Consider the following 18366-nt stretch of genomic DNA (forward strand, 5'->3'; position numbering starts at 1 on the left):
AGTGATGGAGGGTTGTCGTGGCTCGGACCACACCGGCGAGGCCGTTGGACATCGAAGCGGTCTTCCCGCAGTTGAGTGAGTTCCGGGCCACGGCAACCCGCCTGCATCCGCGGCCGGCGGTCGTCGACGCGTCACAGAGTTCCGTCGGCGGACCGCTGCTGTGGCCCGCGGACGAGGCCTGGCCGACGTGTCCGCAGGAGCATCGCTACGGCCGTGCGGCGCTCATCAGCGAGATCAGGGAGCGCCGGCGGCTGCTCGCCGATGCGTGGACCAGGGTCCCGGCGCCCGGGGCGCGTCAGGGGCCTGACGAGGCCGAGCAGGAGCTGTTGCGGACGCTGGGCCGTAAGAGCGTCAAGGCGCCGGAGACGGAGCACTACAGGTCGCTGCTTCCCCTGGCGCAGGTGTACGCGCGCGATGTGCCGGACCTGCCGTGGCCGGACGACGCCGATCTGCTTCAGCTTCTGTGGTGTCCCTACGACGCGCACGGAGCCACCGGGTACGAGCCACTGCTGACGGTGGTCTGGCGGCGGGCTGAGGACGTCGGCGACGTCCTGCGGGAACCGCCGCTGCCGGTGGCCGTCGGGTACGAGGGATACGTCGCGGAGCCGTGCGCGCTCAATCCGGAGCGCGTGACCGAGCACCAGGACATCGAACTGCTTCCCGACCGGCTGCGGGACCGGCTGGAGGACTGGGAGGACTGGGACGACGACGACGCGCCGCGCTACTCGACCGACCTCTCGGTGGCCCCGGGCTGGAAGACCGGCGGCTTCGCGGCCTGGCCGGTGACCGGTCCGGCCCGGCTGCTGTGCGAGTGCGGCGATCCGATGTCGCTGCTGGTGCGGATCGCCAGCAGCGAGTGGGACGGCGGCACGATGAGCTGGATCCCGCTGGAGGACCGGGCGACCGCGGACGCGTATGACGCGTCGGTGCCGACCCAGGTGGTGGTCGGCCGGGGCGGGTCGCTGAACGTCTTCGTGTGCGACAAGGATGTCAGGCATCAGATTCGCCTCAGTGTTCAGTGAGGCGAATCTGATTTGCCGGTGGCTTCGTCCGGATCAGGCGCCGTCGCCGTACTAGCCGCCGAAGAACTCTTCCGCTAACGACAACCCTTCGCGGCCCGTCGGTCCACTTCCTAGGTGAGGAGGGACCGAATGAAGAACGAACAGGGTAAGCGTCGCGAAGCACCACCGCCGGACGGTGGCGGTGGCGGTGGCCGACAGGCGCGCGAGGCCGAGTTCCACGAGTTCGTCGTCGCGAGGTGGCCCAGACTGGTCCGGACGGCCTACCTGTTGACCGGCGACCGCCAGCACGCCGAGGATCTCGCCCAGGCCACGCTGGCCAGGACGTTCCAGGGCTGGAACCGGGTTCGTGCCAGCGACAGCCCCGACGCTTACGTCCACAGGATCATGCTGCGCTGCAACGCCGGCCGCTTTCGGAAGCGGCGCGTCGTCGAGCACCTCGGCGAACTGCCGGAACGTGCGACGTCCGACGCCACGGAACAGATCGAACAGCGGCGCGCGCTGGTGGCCGCGCTCCAAGATCTGACGAAGAAGCAGCGTTCCATCGTGGTGTTGCGCTTCTGGTCCGACCTTACGGAACTGGAGACGGCCGAGGTCCTCGGGTGCTCCGTCGGAAACGTGAAGAGCCAGACGCATCGCGCCCTGGCCAAGCTCCGGCTGCATCCGGCCCTGCGCGCCGCCGCCCCCGAAGATCTCATGATGGGAGTCAGAACACCATGACAGAACACAGCGACAGCACGATGCAAACGGGTCTGCGGGACCTGCTGAACGACGCGGCCGAGGACTTCTTCCCGGGGAGCGCCCCGTACGGCGCCATCGTCGGCGACGGGCGGCGCCGCACCCGCGTGCGGGCTGTCGGCGGCTCGGCGCTGGGTCTGGTGGCGGTCGGCGCGGCCGTGGCCGTCGGCGCCGGCAGCTTCGCCGGATCCCACGCCGGCTCGCCCGCGACGGGTGCGGCCGGGCAGCCGCCAGCGGCTCCGGCGGTGAGCGGCGAGGACATGGTGAAGTGGCTGGAGCAGGGGATCGCGCCGTACGGCGTCACCAGCGAGGACGTCGTGTCCAGGGGTGGCACGGACGCGGATCTGACCGGTTCGGGCGCCGCCTTCGCCGCGCCCGGCCCGCACACCGGCGCGTACGCCAGGCTGAAGATCGGCTACAGCGCCGGCGTCGGCAACGTCCTGGTGGAAGTCTCCCGCTCCTCCTGGGCCGCGTCGGGTCTGACGGGCTCGGAGCCCGGAGTCACCGTCAAGGACCTGCCCGACGGTTCACACCTGGTGATCGAGAACCCGTCCGGAACCGGCAGCCTGGGGCTGAAGCTGCTCGACGTCGCCTGGTACCGCTCCGACGGCACCAAGGTCGACATCTTCGAGATCAACGTGTCGATGGAGAAGGGCGCCACGCCGGCCTCCGAACTCGCGCTCACCCAGGACCAGGTCACCAAGCTCGTGCAGTCGCCCATCTGGGACAAGGCGATCGCCTCTGAGCTTGCTCACTAGCCCCGACGCCGTTGGATCGGCACGGTGTGTTCTGCGGCTGCCAGCGACACGTTCCGCAGCCACGGATCTCGCAGTTCTAGTCGCGCGCACAACGCGGTAGGGCGAATTCGCCGGGCGCCTGACAGCGCCCGGCGATTCTTTCACCTCGGTCAGCGGCCGGGCTGCGACCGGTTATCCGACCCCTGATTCAGGTACGTTCAACCAGACGCTGCACTTCTTCGCGCTACCCAGCCCGCAGTAGTCCCTACGGACGATGCCTAGTTCGCTCGTAGCGGCGATGCGGGTACCAGAGAGCGCGCCGTTCACTGAGGCGATTCCTTTGGAGAGGAGACGTCTCAGTGAAGTCGAACCATCGGCTGGCAGCTACGGCGATCGGGGCCGCGGCGGGGTCGGCCATCCTGTTCTTCCTGAGCACCGGTCTGCGGCCGGTGCCCTGGCTCACCTGGCTCGCGCCGCTTCCGGTGCTGCTGATGGCGCCTCGGGTGGGCCGGCGTGCTGCCTTCGGGCTCGCGGTCGCCGCGTGGTTGGGCGGTGAGTCGGCGATGTGGGGCTATTTCGTCGACACCGTGCAGATTCCGGTGCCGGTGGCGGTGCTGATCATTGGGGGCTCGGCGCTGCTGTTCGGGCTCGTGGTGCTGCTCGCGCGCGCCCTGATCGGGCAACGGCGTCCGCTCCTGGCGACCGTCGTCTTTCCGGCGGCCTGGGTCACGGTGGAGCTCGTGATGTCGCAAGCGGCACCGTTCGGCGCGTGGTGGAGCCTGGCCTATACCCAGGCGAGCGTCCTGCCCGTGTTCCAGATCATCTCGGTCACCGGGATATGGGGCGTGACCTTCCTCGTGCTCTTGGTGCCGGCAGCGGCTGCGACCGTGTTCGCACCGCAGGGCTGGGGCCGGGCGCGGGAGCAGAGGCAGACGCGAGCGCGCCGGTGGCAGCCGGCCGTCGCTGCGACGGCGGTACTGGCCGTCGCGTTGGGCTACGGCGCGTGGCGTCTGCACTCCTCGCACCCGCAAACCGGAGAGCGTGTGGCCCTGATGGCCAGTGACCGCGAGATCGATCCGACGCCCGTCGAATCGGCCGCCGGCCACGATCTTCTCGACGCCTACGTGGGCGGCGTTCAGGCGCTTTCCGCACAGGGCATCCGGGTCGTCGTCCTTCCGGAGAAGGCCTTCACCGCCGACGACACGAGCCTTCCCACGCTCACCGGCCCGTTGTCGCGCCTCGCGCAACAGCGACACTTCGACATCGTCGTCGGGCTGATTCTGAAGCGGGACAATCAATTCTTCAACGCGGCGATCGACCTCCCGGCTGACGGGGGCGCCCCGGTCACCTACTTCAAGCAGCACCTCGTCACCGGTGTGGAGGACGACTTGACCGCGGGGCACAGTCAGGCCTTCCTTCCCGGCCGGCAGGACCGTTGGGCGCTCGCCGTCTGCTTCGACCTCGACTTCCCCAACCTGGTACGCGACTACCGGAGTCACGGCGCCAGCACGCTCTTCGTGCCGGCGTGGGACTTCTCCGACGACGCGTGGCTGCACAGCAGGATGGCGATCGCCCGGGGCATCGAGAATGGCATGACCGTGGTACGTGCCGCGAGGCAGGGCGCGCTGACCGTGAGTGATCCTTATGGCCGCGTGACCGCCGAGGCGCGAACGTCCGGCCCGTCGATGGTCTCGGTCACCGCCTGGCTGCCGTCGCCTGCTTCGTCCACGCTGTACGCGCGCTTCGGTGACTGGTTCGCGTGGACGTGCGTCGTCCTGTTCCTCGCCGGAATCGCCGTCGCGTATGTCGGCAGGTCCCGCGCGGGGCGTCGAGGTACGCCGCACGGCGGATCAGAGCAGCTGGCGGTGCGAACCGCGCCGACGCCTGAGACCGCGGCGCAGTAGGTTGGCCGTGGTGAGACCGGGGCCGTGGCAGTTCCTAGCGTGGGAGAGCAGAGTGTCGGCGGGGGCGGCGATACGGGTCGCGCGTGTCGACGCGGCTGTCGCCGCCGTGGTCACCGCCGCCGCGCTCGTGCCCGCGTTCGTACCGCGTACCCAGCCGTGGTGGGCCGTGGTGCTGACCGTACTGAGCTCGGTCCCGGTGCTGTGGCGACGCGTCTGGCTCCTCCCGGTATGCCTCGTGGTGGGGCTCGCGATCATGGTGCTGGATCTCGCGGACCACGCGGCCCCGGGCGAGCCGCTGTCGCTGGCCCCGTACGGGCCGTTGGTGTGTACTTACACGTTCGCGGAGCTGGCCCGGCCGGCGTGGCGCGTCGTCGGTATCGTGCTGCTGGCCGGCGGCGTGGCCGTCTCGCTGGCGGTGCCGCACAACGATCTGGACACCTTCCGCGCCGTCACGACCGAGTACGTGGCCGCGTACGCGCTGGGCGTCGGCACCCGGGCGCGGCGGGCGCACGCCGACGCGGAGGCGGAGCGCGCCCGGCGGATGGCGGAGGAGCGCGCGCTCGCAGCCGCGGAGGAGCGCGCCCGCATCGCCCGCGACATGCACGACATCGTCACCCACTCGGTCGGACTCATGACCGTGCAGGCCGAGGCCGGGCCGTTGGTCGTCCGAGACGACCCGGCGAAGGCCGAGGCGACGTTCGAGGCGATCTCCGCGACCGGACGGGAAGCCATCGGGCAGCTTCGGGTGCTGCTCGGCGCACTGCGCGGCGAGATCGGGCTCGGGCTCGACGCGCTCACCAGCTTGGTCCAGCGGGTGCGTCAAGCCGGTCTGGACGTGCGCACCGAAGAAGTCGGCACCCGGCTGCGCACGTCGTCCGCGGTGGACATCGCCGCTTACCGCGTCATTCAGGAGTGCCTGACCAACACCCTCCGCCACGCCGAAGCACGCACCGCCTGGCTACGCCTGCTCTGGCACGACCGGATGCTGAGCATCGAGGTGAGCGACGACGGCCACGGCGCACCGAGCCTGCGTGAGGGGCACGGCCTCACCGGGATGCGCGAACGCGTGGAAGCATGCGGAGGGACCCTGGCCATCGACCCGAGCGGCTTCACCGTCGCCGTCACGTTGCCGATCGGATAGCTGAATGCGCGTACTCGTCGCCGACGACCAAGAGTTGTTCCGCAGCGGCTTCGTCATGATCCTCGACGCCCACGAGGACATCACCGTCGTCGCCGAGGCGGCCGACGGCCAGGAGGCGATCGACAAGGCGGTGGAACTCCACCCGGACCTGGTCCTGATGGACATCCGCATGCCGGGCGTCGACGGCGTCGCGGCCGCCGCCGAGATCTGCCGCCGGACCGCCGCGAAAGTCCTCGTGCTGACCATGTACGACATCGACGCCTACGTGTACGACGCGCTGCGCGCCGGCGCCAGCGGGTTCCTACTCAAGGACGTCCGCCGCGACGACCTGGTCCGCGCCGCCCGACTCGTGATGGCGGGCGAGTCCCTACTCGCCCCGACCGTCACCCGGCGCCTGATCCAGGACGCTCTCAGCCGCGGCACACCACGTCCGGCGCTGAGAAGGCACGTGGACAAGCTCACCGAACGCGAGGTGGACACACTCCAGCAGATCGCGCGCGGCCGCTCCAACGCCGAGATCGCGGCCGCGTTGGTGGTCAGCGAGCACACGGTGAAGAGCCATGTCAGCAACCTGTTGACCAAACTCGGGCTGCGGGACCGGGCTCAAGCTGTCGTCTTCGCGTATGAATCCGGCCTGGTCACCGTGGGTTCTGATTGACGCTAGTACCTCGTGGCGCAGACCGGGGGACTCGGCATCTTCGGTCACGAAGACCGGGGCGTCCGACGGTCGCAGCTATCTGATCCATCCGACCGCGATGGGTCCGCCCTGCTGGGCGCCCACCCCGGCCCGCTTCTGCTGACCGGCCCGAGCGGTCTGTCCGCCGGCGAGAACGCATACTGTTCGACCGCGGTTTGTGACCGGCCGCGGCTCCATTTCAAGGCGGTTCGCGGGCCGTTCATCCATGTCCGCCTCGTGCGCGGGTAGAACACGGCTGTGGGGCCTCTGAAGCGAAGATCGCTGCGGAAAGTGGCCGAGCGCGGGGACGTGCAAGCCTCGTACGCGCTCGGCAAGCGCTACGTCGAGCTGCGGCGCGACCATTTCAATACCCGGATACACCTGCGATCGGCCCGGCGGCTGTACGAGCTCGCCCGTCTGCATCTCCGCCGCGCGGCGGACGCGGGTCACGCCGACGCGGCGGTGGCGCTCGCCCGCTTGTCGGCCAACGAAAGGTTGAGGCCTGTCTGGCCGGAGGAGAGAAATCCCTGGACGCCTGAGGAGCAGCGCTATCTGACAGCGGCTGCCGAATCAGGGCACACACACGCCGCGTTCCTCATCGGCGCGACGCGCCTGGGGGACAGCCGGCCTTCGGACGACGCCACATCGGACGCCGAGCGCTACCTCCGCCAAGCCGCCGAAGGGGGTCACGCGAAAGCCGCTTACAAACTCGCCGAATGGCTTCTCCGCCAAGACGGCCGGCAGGCCGACGCGGAGCACTTCCTGCGGCTGGCCGCCGACCGCGCTGATGCCGACCCGCTCGCCTGCATCGACCTCGCGCGAATACTGACCCGCACCCAGCGTTCCGACCTGGCCGAGCCGTACGTGCGCAAGGCTCTCGACTCCAGTCACAGACACGACACTTACCGCCTGGAAGCCGATTGGATGGAGCTGCTCGGCGACGTGCTGAACAGAACGAGACGCCGAGCCGAGGCGCAGGAGTGGTACGCCAAGGCGCGAGCACGGAGGTCGGCCCCGAACCGGGCCGAGGATTGGCCGGATCTCGATGTCGACTGATCGGTATCCCCTGTGGCAGCAGCCGCCACGCGCAACCGGCCCGCGGCTCCGCTGCTTGAGCACCAGTACCGCCTGACCGCAGTGAGGTAGCCGGGCGTCGCACACCGGCCGGCGTCAGCACGTGGTCACCGGCCAGGGCGGCGACCGTCGCGTGCTGAGGTCCGGCGCGTCCAGCACCCCGAGTCCCCGAGTCCCCGAGCCGGCGCGACGGCTGGCTCGGCCGGATCGGTGCCAGACCTTCGTCTCACCGCACCGATCCCGCCGCGAAACCGAGCTGCTCACACGCTCCGCGGCCCAAAAGACCGGGACTGAGAACCGTGGTGCCGACAAGTACCGCCGCGTCGGCGGCGAGGCCGTGAGTCCCCGTCACGTAGCCCGCGTTCTTAGCTGATAGCCCAGTGTTGGAGGGCCGAGCCGGTGTTGGCCTGTTGTGTCACCAGCGATCCGTCCGACGTCGAGGCGGTGGTCAGCAACAGTCCGCCGTTCTGCGAGGCGATTGTGTAGCCGCCGCCTGCGAGTGCTGTGACGGTCCAGTGCTGGTTGGCCCCGCCGTGACAGGTCCATTGGATCACCTGTGCGCCTGGGGAAGTGGACGCTCCCGAGACATCGATGCACAGGTTCGATTCGCTGTTCGTGATCTGATATGACCCGTCCGACTGCTGCGTGAACACCCAACTCTGATTGGCGCCGCCGGTTGGGGCCCAGGTGATCAGCTGCGTACCCGCGGCCGTCGAGTGGTTCGGATCGTCCAGCGCCTTACCCGAGGTGATCAGCGTGTGTGGACCGTTCGAGATCCCGCCGCCGGAGCCGGTGACCGTCAACGCGTAGGTCGCCGAATGTGTCGCCGACTGGGCAGACCCGGTGATCGAGACCGCGTATGTGCCGGCAGGAGTCGACGGCGAGGTGGAGATCGTCAACGTGCTCGATCCGCCGGCGGTCACCGATGACGGGCTGAACGAGGCCGTCGCGCCGCTGGGAAGTCCGCCGGCGCTCAGCGACACCGACTGCGCGGACCCCGACACCACGGCGGTGGTCACCGTCGCAGTAGTCGAAGAACCAGCCACCGCCGAACCCGACGAAGGACCCACCGCCAACGAGAAGTCGTTGCTCGGAACCGAACCGGTGTCGAAGGACGGCGGGGCGTCGGACGCGGCCGAGCCCCACGAGGTGTTGGCGCTGGTGCCGAGGGTTTCGTCGAGGGTGCCGCCGTTGGCGACGAACGACTCCGGCAACCAGGGCTTGGTCGACGGCGCGCCGTTGACGTCGAGGCTCTGGACGTAGGGAGCGCCGGCCGCCGCCGCGGGTGCGTTGACGGTGATCGTCACGCCGTTGCCGCGGTGGACGACGACCTGGGTGAACAGCGGTGAGCCGAGCAGCAGTTCGGAGCGGCCCGGAGCCAGGGGGTACATGCCCGTCGCGGCCCACACGTACCACGACGACATGGCGCCGAGGTCGTCCTGCCCCGGGATGCCGGCGGGGGTGTCGCTCCACAGCGTGTCGACCACCTGCCGCACGGTGTTCTGGGTCTGGTACGGCTTCCCGGCGAAGTCGTACAGCCACGGGTCGCCGATCGACGGCTCGTTGCTCAGGTCGGAGGTGGTGCCGTTGCCGCCGGTCAGGGCCCAGGTGCCGTCCGCGTTGTGGAAGTACTGGTCCAGCCGGGATGCCGCGGTGGCGTTGCCGCCCATCGCGGTGAACAGCCCGTTGACGTTGTAAGGGACCATCCACGTGTATTGCGCCGCGCTGCCCTCGGCGAAGCCGTCCTCGGTGTCCGGGCTGAACGAGGGCCAACTGCCGTCGGAGTTGCGCTGCTGGATGTAGCCGCCGTTGGCCGAGTTGTAGACCTTCTTCCAGCCCTGCGCCCGGTTGAGGAACGTGGCCGCCGTCGAGGTGTCGCCGAGACGGCCGGCGAGGGTGGATATGCCGAAGTCGGCGGCCCCGTCTTCCAGCGTTTCCCCTGCCCCGCCCCAGGCGTTGCTGTCGGCGGGCACGTAGCCGAGCGACAGGTACTTGTCGAGCGAGGGTCGTTCGCCCACCACCATCACGTTCCAGCCGGCCGAACTGAGATCGTCGGGCGTGACCGTGGTGGCGGCGTGCACCATCGACGCGAGGGCGCCGGTGGCGTCGAAGCTCGTACCTCCGAAGGCGTAGATGCTCGAAACCGCGGCGTGACCGGGGTCGCCGGTCATCACGTGGGTGCCGCCTTGGTTGTGCGTCCAGCGGTCCCACACGCCGTTGTTCTGGCCGGCCTGGTTGTACAACGACTGGGCCATGTCGGCGCCGACGTCCGGTTCCAGCAAAGTGACGAGTTGCACCTGGTCCCGGTAGACGTCCCAGCCGGAGAAGTTGGCATACTGCGCCTTCTGCGCCCCGGAGACCGAGTGCACCTGTTCGTCCATGCCCACGTATTGGCCGTTGACGTCGCTGAACACGTTGGGATGCAACAGGGAGTGGTACAGGGCGGTGTAGAACGTGGCTTGTTGGTCACCGGTGCCGCCGCTGACGCTGATCCGGTTCAGCGCGGTGTTCCAGGCGTCGTGCGCCTGCTGCCGCACGGTGTCGAAGCTGGTCCCGGCGGGGTTCTCGGCGTCCAGATTGGCCTGGGCGTTGGCCTGGCTGACGTACGAGATGCCCACCCGCACACCGACGGTGCCGCCCGCGGAGGTGTCGAAGGTGACATAGCCTCCGGAGCCGTTTCCGGCCACCGGGAAGCCGTTGGAATCCCAACCGGTGCCGCCGGAGGCATTCGTCGAGCCGGCGGTGACGCTGCCGTTGTTCCACGTCCCCGTGGAGGTCATCGGATGGTCGAAGGCTGCGACGAAGTACAGCGTGTAGTAGCTGCGCTGGTCGATCGGGTTGATGTAGCCGCAGAAGTTGCCGCTGGTCACCGATCCACTGATGGTGCGCGCCGCGGTGTCGATGGTGGTGACCGCCGCGCTGCTGCCCACTTCCGAGTTGGAGGTGCGCACCAGCAGCGAGGCCGGGCTGCCGGACGGGTAGGTGATCCGGCCCGCTCCGGTGTGCGTGGTCGCGCTCAGCTCGACCGTCACGCCCGAATCCAGCCCGACCTTGTAGTAGCCCGCCGTGGCGGTCTCGTTCGCATGCGAATAGGCGCTGGCGTAAGTGGCGTCTGAGGTGTCCGAGCTGGGGGACGTGGACACCGAAGAGGTGATCGGCAGAAACGGTATGTCGCCCGAGGCACCCGCGCACCCGGTGCCGGACAGGTGGGTGAGGCTGAAGCCGCGGATCTTCGTGTAGTCGTAGCTGTACCCGCCCGGCTCCACTTCCCGGGTCTGGTCCCCGGCCGTGTTCTCCGGGCTCCACTGCACCATCCCGAAGGGCGTCGCCGCTCCCGGGACGGTCTCGCCGTGGTTCTGCGTACCTATCAGGGTATTTACGATGCTGGCGGGGTCGGCGACCGCCGCGTACGCCTGGCGCACCGCCTGCGGCCCCGCGAGCGCGGCCGTGACGATGAGCGCCAGGCTCAGACACGTGCCGAGGGCATGGCGTGCGCGCCTGCCGAGTCTGTACCGGACCGATGGACGTGACATGGGCCGACGTGACATGGGCAGACCTCCGTGGGGCGGGCCGGATCGGCGGGCGTTCACAGGCTGGTTGGAATCCTGTGACGGCCTGGGATCCGTCGCAATATCCGAATATCCGGAGCCTTAAGGGATATGGACGGTCGCTGCACGACTGTCTACACTCCCCCTTCCGGCCGGCGTAGCGCCGGAAGGTCAGGTCCGGAGTCTCTTGACGGCCCTGGTGCGGTAGCGTTTACTCCCGTTCAGATACATGCTTATAAACGTTCGAATTTTGTGCTTCCTGTGTGATCGAGTCACGGATACCAGGGATCGATATATGCCTAGCCCCCAGGGGACCGTCCGCGATGGGTCCGGAATTCCGGACCGTACTTTGGTGAGCTTCCATGACCTGCTCCGCACGGCGATCCGGCACCAAAGGCTGACTCTGCAGGTGGTCTGCAAACGTCTCGCAGCGCTCGGATACCCGGTCGGAGTGTCCACTCTGGGCGACTGGCAGCACGGCAAGGCACGGCCCGCCTCGGTACCCGCCGTCCAGGCTTTGGAAGAGATACTCGGACTGCCCCGTCAAACGCTGACCGACCTCATTCCGCGCACCGAGCTCAGCGAGCGTCACGGTGCACTGGGCGAGCTGCTCGACGAGTGGCCCGGAGCCCGCGAGCGAACTGTCGATGTGCTGTCGCACCACGACCGCGCTTGGGTCAACGAGGCCGGGCAGATCTGGCGGATCGCGTCACGGATGGTGGTGAGAGCCCGTCGCGACGGCGTCGACGGCTACGTCCTGCGGCACTTCGCCGACCCGGGCTCGGACCTGAACCGCATCGACCTCGAAGCCGTCGCCAACTGCACGGTCGGGCACGTTCGGTGGCACGCGCACGAACCGGTGATGGTCGCCGAACTCCGATTCGGCCAGCGCCTGAAGGCGAACGAAACCTGGCTGCTGGAGTACCGCTGGACCAATCCCACCGGAGAGCCCAGCTCCTTGCTCGCCCACGCGGTACGCCACCGCACCGAGCAGTACATCATGGAGATCGTCTTCGATCCGGCCGCACTGCCGGTGGCCTGTCACGCCTTCGTCCAAAGCGATCTGTACAAGCCGATCCGTCCCACGACGGCCCTTGAGGTCAACAGCCATCACACAGTCCACCTCATCGGGACCTCGTTGCTGACCGGCGTGCAGGGCATCAGGTGGCGTCTTCCGACCTGAGGCGCTGCCGGACGTCGGTGCCGCGCGTCGGTGCCGCGCGTCCGCCCACGGGGGAGTACGCGCGGCACCGACGTTCACAGGTCTGCCTGCCTCAGCTCGAAGGCAGCGTCCATCGCTGGTTCAGACCGCCGTTGCAGTCCCAGATCTCAAGTTGCGTGCCGTTGGTGGTGTTGGACGCCGGGTCGTCGAGGCAGCGGCCGGACGAGGGATTGACCAGCGTGTTGCCGACGGCTTCCCACTGCTGGTTGCCGCCGTTGTTGCAGTCCCAGATCTCGGCCAGGGTGCCGTTGGCGGTCCCGGCCCCGGTGATGTCGAGGCACTTGCCGTTGATCTGGAGCGTCCCGCCGGTGTACGTCCACTGCTGCGCGCCGCTGCCGTTGCAGTCCCAGATCTGGACCTTGGTGCCGTTGACCGCGGAGCCGGTGTTGTCGTCCAGGCACTTGCCGGCGATGCCGGAGGTGATCGGCCCGGTCGGGGGCTGGGCCGTGCCGCTGCCCGGGATGACGGTGAGGTTGTCGAACTCGTCGGTCTGGTAGCCGACGACGCCGATACCGACCTGCCCGGACAGGAACGTGCCGTCGTTGACGGTGCTCACGGTGCCGCCGTCGATGGTGGCGGTGATCTGCGTGCCCTGGAAGCCCAGGGCCACGGTGTGCCACCGGCCGGTGCCCAGGGCCGTGGTCGTGCCGCTGGCCAGGGTGGTGGCCGCGCCGCTGGCATAGTTCTTGACGATCGACCAGGCCCCGGTGTCCGATACCCGGAACTTGTACAGGTCCTGGTTTCCCTGCGGCCGCGACTGCGTGCCGGCCCGGCCCAGCAGTTCGGCGGTGCCGGCCTGTTGCAGGTCGACGTCGGCCTGCACGGTGTAGTTGGACCAGGTCTGGTCGCCGAGCAGGGAGAAGGCGTCGGAGTCGTTCTGCCACTCGATCGGCATGACCGGGGTGACCTGCTGCAGGCACTGCCCGGAACGGCCGTCGGTGCACGGCCGGGCCTCGAACGAGCCCTGCATGTCCGAGAAGTAGCGGGCCTCGGTGTTGGTCGCGGTGGACTCGAAGTCGTCGCTGTACGGCAGGGCGAGGGCGGCGTTCGCCGGAGCCGTCGCGGTGCCCTTGCCCTGGCCGGTCGTCGTGGTGATCGAGTACACGTACCCCGGCTGGACGGTCAGCGAGTAGGAGCCGTTCGACGGCGTGATGTCCTGGGCGTGGACCAGGGCCGAGCCGCTGCTCGGGCTGGTGACGTCGGTCGACCAGACGTGCACCGGGCCGGTGGACAGGCCGCCGCTGACGTTGATGGTGACGGTCTGGGCAGCGCTGGCCGTCGTCGTCTCGATGATCGTGGTGTAGTCAGTGTTGTTCGTCGACTTCAGGGTGACGTAGGAGCCGTTGGACTCCGTGCCGCCCAGGTAACCGGATCCGGCGTCCAGGAACTGCCAGCCGGGTTGCGCGAACTGGGTGACCTGCGCGGTGGCCCAGGTGTTGGCGCCGACCGAGTAGGCACCCGACCACGGTGATCCGGCGGTCATCAGACCTACTGTGGCGTAGGGGAGGTTCGGGTAGATCGCGGCGATCAGCGGCCAGTTGAAGTAGCTGGTCATTTTGGCGTCGATGTAGCCGCGGGTGATGGAGCGGATCAGCGCGGGTGCGCCGGTGTTCATGTCCTGCGATCCGTTCTCACTGGCCCACAGCGGCTTGCCGTTCTGCTGCGCGGCCGGATCGCTGGAGCAGGTGTCGGCGCTGCCGCCGTCACCGCCGGCGCAGGGGTAGTGCGCGCCCCAGATGGACACGGCGTTGTTGAACGCGGGGTTGGAGGCTGCGGCGTCCGCGGCGTCCCAGCCGCTGTCGTCGGCGACGATCTTCACGCTGCCGTAGCCGGCGTTGTCCAACGCGGTGCGCAGGTTGATGTACCAGTTCGCGTCGAAGCCGCGTTCGTTCCAGCCGCCGAGGTAGGACACCGGGACTCCGTCGGCTTTGGCGCAGCCGAGCCAGCTGATGAGGTAGTTGATGGTGTCGGTGGACCAGAACCCGCCGTTGATCCAACCCGGTGCGGCCCAGGCCAGGCCGTAGAAGGCGATGTTGGGGTTGCGCGCCTTGGCCTGCTGGGCGAGCCAGAACTCGTACCCGGCGTTGCAGTTGATCACGCCGCGGGTGTGCTCGATCGACGGCTCCGAGCCGTCCGTGGAGTTGGCGTCACCGCCGATCTCCAGCTTCAACATCTGCAGGTCGGCGCCATAGCCGGGCTTGAACAGGTAGTCCAGGATCTGCGCCTGCTGAGCCGCCGGATAGTCCCGCAGCAGCCGCGAGTTGCCACCGCCGCCGCTGATGGCACCGATACCGTCGAAGGTCCGCCCACCGCCGGCACCGTTCACGGAGATCGTGGTGGACGTCGCGGCGCGCGCGGGACTGGGGCTGGCGGCGACGAAGAACATCGAAGCCAGCAGTGCGGCGAGGGCAAGAGGCCACAGTCGTCTGAATCGTCGGGTGCGGGTTGCGCTCATCGATCTTCCTTTCGGGACGGGTCGGCCACGGTGATGCGCTGCCGAACGGCAGACATGAGGCGACGGACCGCACGCGGACCGCGGTTGGACCGCCGCCGCCGGTCGTCAGGGCCGATGCCGGCGGGGGCACGGCGGATCGGCCGCCGGCCGGTGCTGAATCAGGGTCCTGTCAGCCGGCGGATCGATGCGTGCCGCGATGTCGCAGGGTGCTTGGATACTCGCGCCGGGCCGGAGGTGGGCGGTCGACCGGCGGTGAGTCACCGTGTCGCATCGTGATTACTCTTGCGCGGTTTTGTCAATAGTCCGGAACCAACTTCCCGGATTTCAACGTGATTCACCACGCCGAGCCGCCCCCGGACCGGCAGGCGGCCCTTGACAGTGGTCTGAGACGATCGGATACTCACCTCGACGCGTGGGATGAGAACGTTCACATTGGTGGGCAGTGTGCGTGCGGCCTCACAGCGCGACCGAAGCGAACAGTGGTGTCGAAGTCGGGCCTCATGGGAGGGTGAGGCGTGTTCCAGCTTCGGGGGACCGCTGCTGTCGCCGTCTTGGACGAGGACACGCAGTCGGATACGGGTGTGCTGCGCGGCGGTTGGGAGCGCTCGACGCTGATCCTTCTGGGGTTCGCAGCGGCGATCGGTATCGGCTTCCCGTTTCTCGTCTCGGCGTGGACCGGCAGCCTGTCTATACCGCACAACGACAGTTGGTGCTTCAGCCGGGCCGTCGAGATCTTCGCGCGTACCGGCCGCGTCCACCTGTTCAACTGGAACTCGATGGCGTTGGTCGGCCAGTTCATCCCCTTGTGGAAGGCGGGCCGCTGGATCCTGGTTCAGGACGCCTATATCGGTGTCCTCGCGGTTGTCGCGCTCTGGGCCGTCTTCGACATCCTGCGCGCGGTCGGCGGGCGCCGACGCGCCGCGGTCGGCGTCCTCGTGCTGGTGTGCTGGCCTGGCTTCGGCCTGCTGTCCACGTCGTTCATGACCGACATTCCTGCGCTGGCCGCGGTGACGGTGACGCTCGCCATCGGTCGGCGAGCGCTTGATCGGGCCTCCGTTCCGCTCTTCTTGGCGGCGTCGGTGACGGGCTTCTGGGGCTTCACCATTCGCGAGCAGGCCATCGCGGCCATCGTCGGCGTGTACGTGGCGGCGCTGTGGAAGCGGGACCTGCTGCGGCCCGCCAAGCTGGCTTGGCTGCTCGGCTTCGGCACGACGATGGCGGTCGGAGCACTCGTCTTCGAACACTGGCGCCGTACCGTACCCAACGCCGAGCCGCCCGCGGTGACCCTCGCGCAGTTTCCCGGCTGGCACTACGTGCTCTTCACGGCCGCCGGCGGCTGGCTCTACCTCGCGCTCGCGCTCAGTCCCGTGGTGGTGCTGACGGCGCGGCCGTGGGCCTGGTCGCGGCCGGTGCAGGGGATCTCGCTCGTCGCAGGGGTCTGGTTCGCCTACGAGGTCTACCGGGGCGCGGTCGTCCTCCCGCAGAACTATCTGCAGCCCAACGGCGCCTACAGCCCGGCGTTCCTCGGCTTACGCGCCAATCTCTTCCCCCGGCCGATATGGGACCTGCTGCTGCCGCTCGGCTGTCTCGCCAGCGCGCTGCTCATCGGCCTGGTGCTCGCGCGCGTCCGCACGCTCCGTAAAGAAGTGCTCGTGTTCGCGTTGGTGACCGCGGGCTCCATCATGCTCGAACTCTCCGAGCACTGGATCCTCTTCGACCGCTACCTGCTCCCACTCACCGTGCCGCTCCTGGCGATCGCGCTCCATCGCGCCGAGCCGATCGCCCGCCCGCGAATCCCGCTCGCCGCCCTCGCCGGCGCCCTCCTGGCCGGCGTCACCGGCTCGATCACGGTCAACGCACTGACCTTCGACGCCGCCACCTGGCACACCGCCCAGTCGATAGTCGCCGGCCACAAGGCCTCCGCCGACCACGTCGACGCCGGCCTCGACTGGACGGCCTGGCACTCCCCGGACGGGAAGAAGGCGATGGACCCGAACGCCGAACCCGGCATCTATGTGAAGAGCCCGGCATTCGGACACGACCACCCGTGCTACGTCGTCGCCGCGAGCCCTCAGCAACAAGCCGGCTGGACTCTCGACGCGACTCCCGAATACCGCCGCTTCGGCTTCATGGGCCCGCAGCAGTCGCTTTACGTGTACCGGACAGCTGAGACGGTCTGTCACTAGAGGATCCGAGTGGAGATCTAGCACGGCCTAGTGTTCAGATGCGGCCTCTACCCGCACGACCGTGGGCAGCCGAGAAAGAAGGTGCTTCCATCATCGCGATTCGTCCGGCAGCGACGGCCTCTGGCGAAACGGAATCGGCCGACCGTATGAGGTTCTGGCGGGATGCCGACGGCAGAGTCGTCCTCGCGCAGTGGCCGAACCTCCCGCTGATCGGCTGGCTGGTCTTCGCCGCCCTCGCCGGGATCTCCGGCGGCGGCCACTGGCGCAGCGCAGCAGAATTCGTCAGCTCGGCCTTTCTGTTCACCTGGGCCTACCTGGAGCTGACGCAGGGGGTGAACTACTTCAGGCGGCTGCTCGGGTTGGCAGTCCTGGTCGTCGTCGTCAGCTCCCACCTGCGGTGAGGCGCCCGGCCTTCGGCTTGCGCTGGATGCGGTAGTGCAGGACGAGGAACGGTAGGCCGAACACCCAGAAGGCGTGTTCGGCGCGCAGTTCCCCGTCCTGGACGTAGACGTCCAGCTGCTCGGCGAAGCCGTGCACCGCGGCGCTGGTCAGTTCGCGCGACTGCGAGTCGATGTAGGTCAGGTAGTGGCCAGGCTGGTCCAGGTCGCTGCGGCTGGTCAGGACCAGGCCGCCGTCCGGCCGGGCTTTCGGCAGCAGCGTCGCGGTGAAACTGGCCTGGGGCAGGGGGAACCCGACGCTGACGTAGCCGCGGCCGGCGTTCCGGTAGGTGGTGTAGATGCCCATGTAGATGGGCTCGTCGTTGTCCGCGAAGGAGCGGATCCAGCCGCGGACCGCCACGATGTCGTCGTCCGGGTGCACGATCGTGTCGATCCGGCTGCGGATTCCGCGCAGCGTCTCGCGCTGGTTCATCGGCACGTTCGCCTGGCCGAGGGGGCGGGCCAGCAGGGTGCGGTAGAGCAGGTAGCCCGGCCGGACCCACGTGCGCCACTCCGGCACGATGTCCAAGGTGAACCGGGTGGTGTGCTCGTAGAACTCGCGCACCAGGGGGTCTGCCTTCGACGGGGCGAAGTCCGGACCCTCCAACTCGTCGAGGGAGGCGACGATGCCGACGTCTTCCGTGTCGGGGACGTAGACGCCGCCGAGGACCTCCGCGAGATCGCGGACGTATCCGGTGCCGACGTACCGCGTGCGCGACTCCAGCGGTACGACGAACGGCAGGTCGCGTGCGGTGACGCGCTCCGCCAGAAGGCTGACCTGCGGATCGCGGAACACCAGTGCCGACACCGTGCGGAAGCCCACCACGACCGCCGCGGCCACCACCGCCGGCGCCTTGAGCCCGGGCCGGGTGGCCAGCCCGCGGCCGATCGCGGCGCCCAGCACCGGTCCGAGCGCGACCTTCTGCGGGCGCAGGCCCAGACCTCCGGCGACGGCCCCCGCGGCGGTGCCGACCACCACGGGTCCGGCGCCCGTCGCCCGGCCGGCGGCCCAGCCGACCGGCGCCGCGATCGCGCCGCTGGCGGCGACGCGCGCCCACCAGGCCGGGATCTGCCCGGGCCGCTGTCGCGCCCGGGCCACCGCCTCGACCGTGCCGAGGCCGACCGCCCCGGCGAGCGCGCCCAGTACGGTCCCGCGCCGCCCGCGGTGGCTGCCGAGGGCGGCGCCAGCCAGGGCGCCCAGGACGCCCGCGGTGACGATCTGCTGGGCG

Annotated in this window: 13 protein-coding genes; 10 read left to right on the plus strand and 3 right to left on the minus strand. The window is 69.0% G+C overall.

Annotation, left to right across the window (positions count from 1 at the left end; all coding sequences use genetic code 11):
• The first annotated feature begins 17 nt into the window (after nt 1-17).
• The 7 genes from ABH935_RS07335 (at nt 18) to ABH935_RS07365 (ending at nt 7271) form a co-directional block, all read left to right on the plus strand.
• Nucleotides 18-1022: a hypothetical protein gene (locus ABH935_RS07335; protein ID WP_370377021.1), complete on the plus strand. Its 1005-nt coding sequence runs from the start codon at nt 18-20 to the stop codon at nt 1020-1022.
• A 129-nt stretch (nt 1023-1151) separates the two neighbouring features.
• On the plus strand, nt 1152-1739 hold the full coding sequence (locus tag ABH935_RS07340; RefSeq protein ID WP_370377022.1) for a SigE family RNA polymerase sigma factor: 588 nt from the start codon (nt 1152-1154) through the stop codon (nt 1737-1739).
• Nucleotides 1736-2515, plus strand: a complete 780-nt coding sequence (locus ABH935_RS07345; RefSeq protein WP_370377023.1) for a hypothetical protein — start codon at nt 1736-1738, stop codon at nt 2513-2515. The genes ABH935_RS07340 and ABH935_RS07345 overlap by 4 nt, the downstream gene beginning before the upstream one ends.
• 338 nt (nt 2516-2853) lie before the next feature.
• Complete coding sequence (locus ABH935_RS07350) at nt 2854-4398, plus strand: nitrilase-related carbon-nitrogen hydrolase (protein ID WP_370377024.1); 1545 nt, start codon at nt 2854-2856, stop codon at nt 4396-4398.
• A gap of 52 nt (nt 4399-4450) precedes the next feature.
• Complete coding sequence (locus tag ABH935_RS07355) at nt 4451-5539, plus strand: sensor histidine kinase (RefSeq protein WP_370377025.1); 1089 nt, start codon at nt 4451-4453, stop codon at nt 5537-5539.
• 4 nt (nt 5540-5543) lie between these two features.
• Complete coding sequence (locus ABH935_RS07360) at nt 5544-6197, plus strand: response regulator (protein WP_370377026.1); 654 nt, start codon at nt 5544-5546, stop codon at nt 6195-6197.
• Between the two features lie 309 nt (nt 6198-6506).
• On the plus strand, nt 6507-7271 hold the full coding sequence (locus ABH935_RS07365; RefSeq protein WP_370377027.1) for a hypothetical protein: 765 nt from the start codon (nt 6507-6509) through the stop codon (nt 7269-7271).
• Nucleotides 7272-7654: 383 nt separating this feature from the next.
• On the opposite strand, the gene ABH935_RS07370 is transcribed toward ABH935_RS07365, so the two are convergent.
• The gene (locus tag ABH935_RS07370) at nt 7655-10822 is read right to left on the minus strand and encodes a GH92 family glycosyl hydrolase (protein WP_370377028.1); all 3168 of its coding nucleotides are present in this window, start codon (nt 10820-10822) and stop codon (nt 7655-7657) included.
• Between the two features lie 367 nt (nt 10823-11189).
• On the opposite strand from ABH935_RS07370, the gene ABH935_RS07375 reads away from it, so the two are divergent.
• A complete protein-coding gene (locus ABH935_RS07375) occupies nt 11190-12020 on the plus strand; it encodes a hypothetical protein (RefSeq protein WP_370377029.1) in 831 nt (276 codons plus the stop codon).
• A 91-nt stretch (nt 12021-12111) separates the two neighbouring features.
• On the opposite strand, the gene ABH935_RS07380 is transcribed toward ABH935_RS07375, so the two are convergent.
• Entirely contained in the window at nt 12112-14514 is a 2403-nt protein-coding gene (locus ABH935_RS07380) for a ricin-type beta-trefoil lectin domain protein (protein WP_370377030.1), read from the minus strand.
• Between the two features lie 515 nt (nt 14515-15029).
• Here ABH935_RS07380 and ABH935_RS07385 point away from each other — a divergent pair.
• Nucleotides 15030-16700, plus strand: coding sequence for an ArnT family glycosyltransferase (locus ABH935_RS07385; protein WP_370377031.1), 1671 nt, complete (start codon nt 15030-15032; stop codon nt 16698-16700).
• Nucleotides 16701-16846: 146 nt separating this feature from the next.
• Nucleotides 16847-17101: a hypothetical protein gene (locus tag ABH935_RS07390; protein ID WP_370377032.1), complete on the plus strand. Its 255-nt coding sequence runs from the start codon at nt 16847-16849 to the stop codon at nt 17099-17101.
• On the opposite strand, the gene ABH935_RS07395 is transcribed toward ABH935_RS07390, so the two are convergent.
• Nucleotides 17082-18356 carry a hypothetical protein gene (locus ABH935_RS07395; protein WP_370377271.1) on the minus strand — a complete coding sequence of 425 codons (1275 nt, stop codon included), beginning with the start codon at nt 18354-18356 and terminating at the stop codon, nt 17082-17084. The two genes, ABH935_RS07390 and ABH935_RS07395, sit on opposite strands and share 20 nt — an antisense overlap.
• Nucleotides 18357-18366: the final 10 nt, after the last annotated feature.

Source organism: Catenulispora sp. GAS73 (genome assembly GCF_041262085.1).
GTDB lineage: Bacteria > Actinomycetota > Actinomycetes > Streptomycetales > Catenulisporaceae > Catenulispora.

Bases quoted from the DNA above. Each gene is read 5' to 3' on its own strand.
- ABH935_RS07380 (WP_370377030.1), bottom strand. From the start codon at position 14,514: ATGAGCGCAACCCGCACCCGACGATTCAGACGACTGTGGCCTCTTGCC.
- ABH935_RS07360 (WP_370377026.1), top strand. From the start codon at position 5,544: ATGCGCGTACTCGTCGCCGACGACCAAGAGTTGTTCCGCAGCGGCTTC.
- ABH935_RS07370 (WP_370377028.1), bottom strand. From the start codon at position 10,822: ATGTCACGTCCATCGGTCCGGTACAGACTCGGCAGGCGCGCACGCCAT.
- ABH935_RS07340 (WP_370377022.1), top strand. From the start codon at position 1,152: ATGAAGAACGAACAGGGTAAGCGTCGCGAAGCACCACCGCCGGACGGT.
- ABH935_RS07390 (WP_370377032.1), top strand. From the start codon at position 16,847: ATGAGGTTCTGGCGGGATGCCGACGGCAGAGTCGTCCTCGCGCAGTGG.
- ABH935_RS07345 (WP_370377023.1), top strand. From the start codon at position 1,736: ATGACAGAACACAGCGACAGCACGATGCAAACGGGTCTGCGGGACCTG.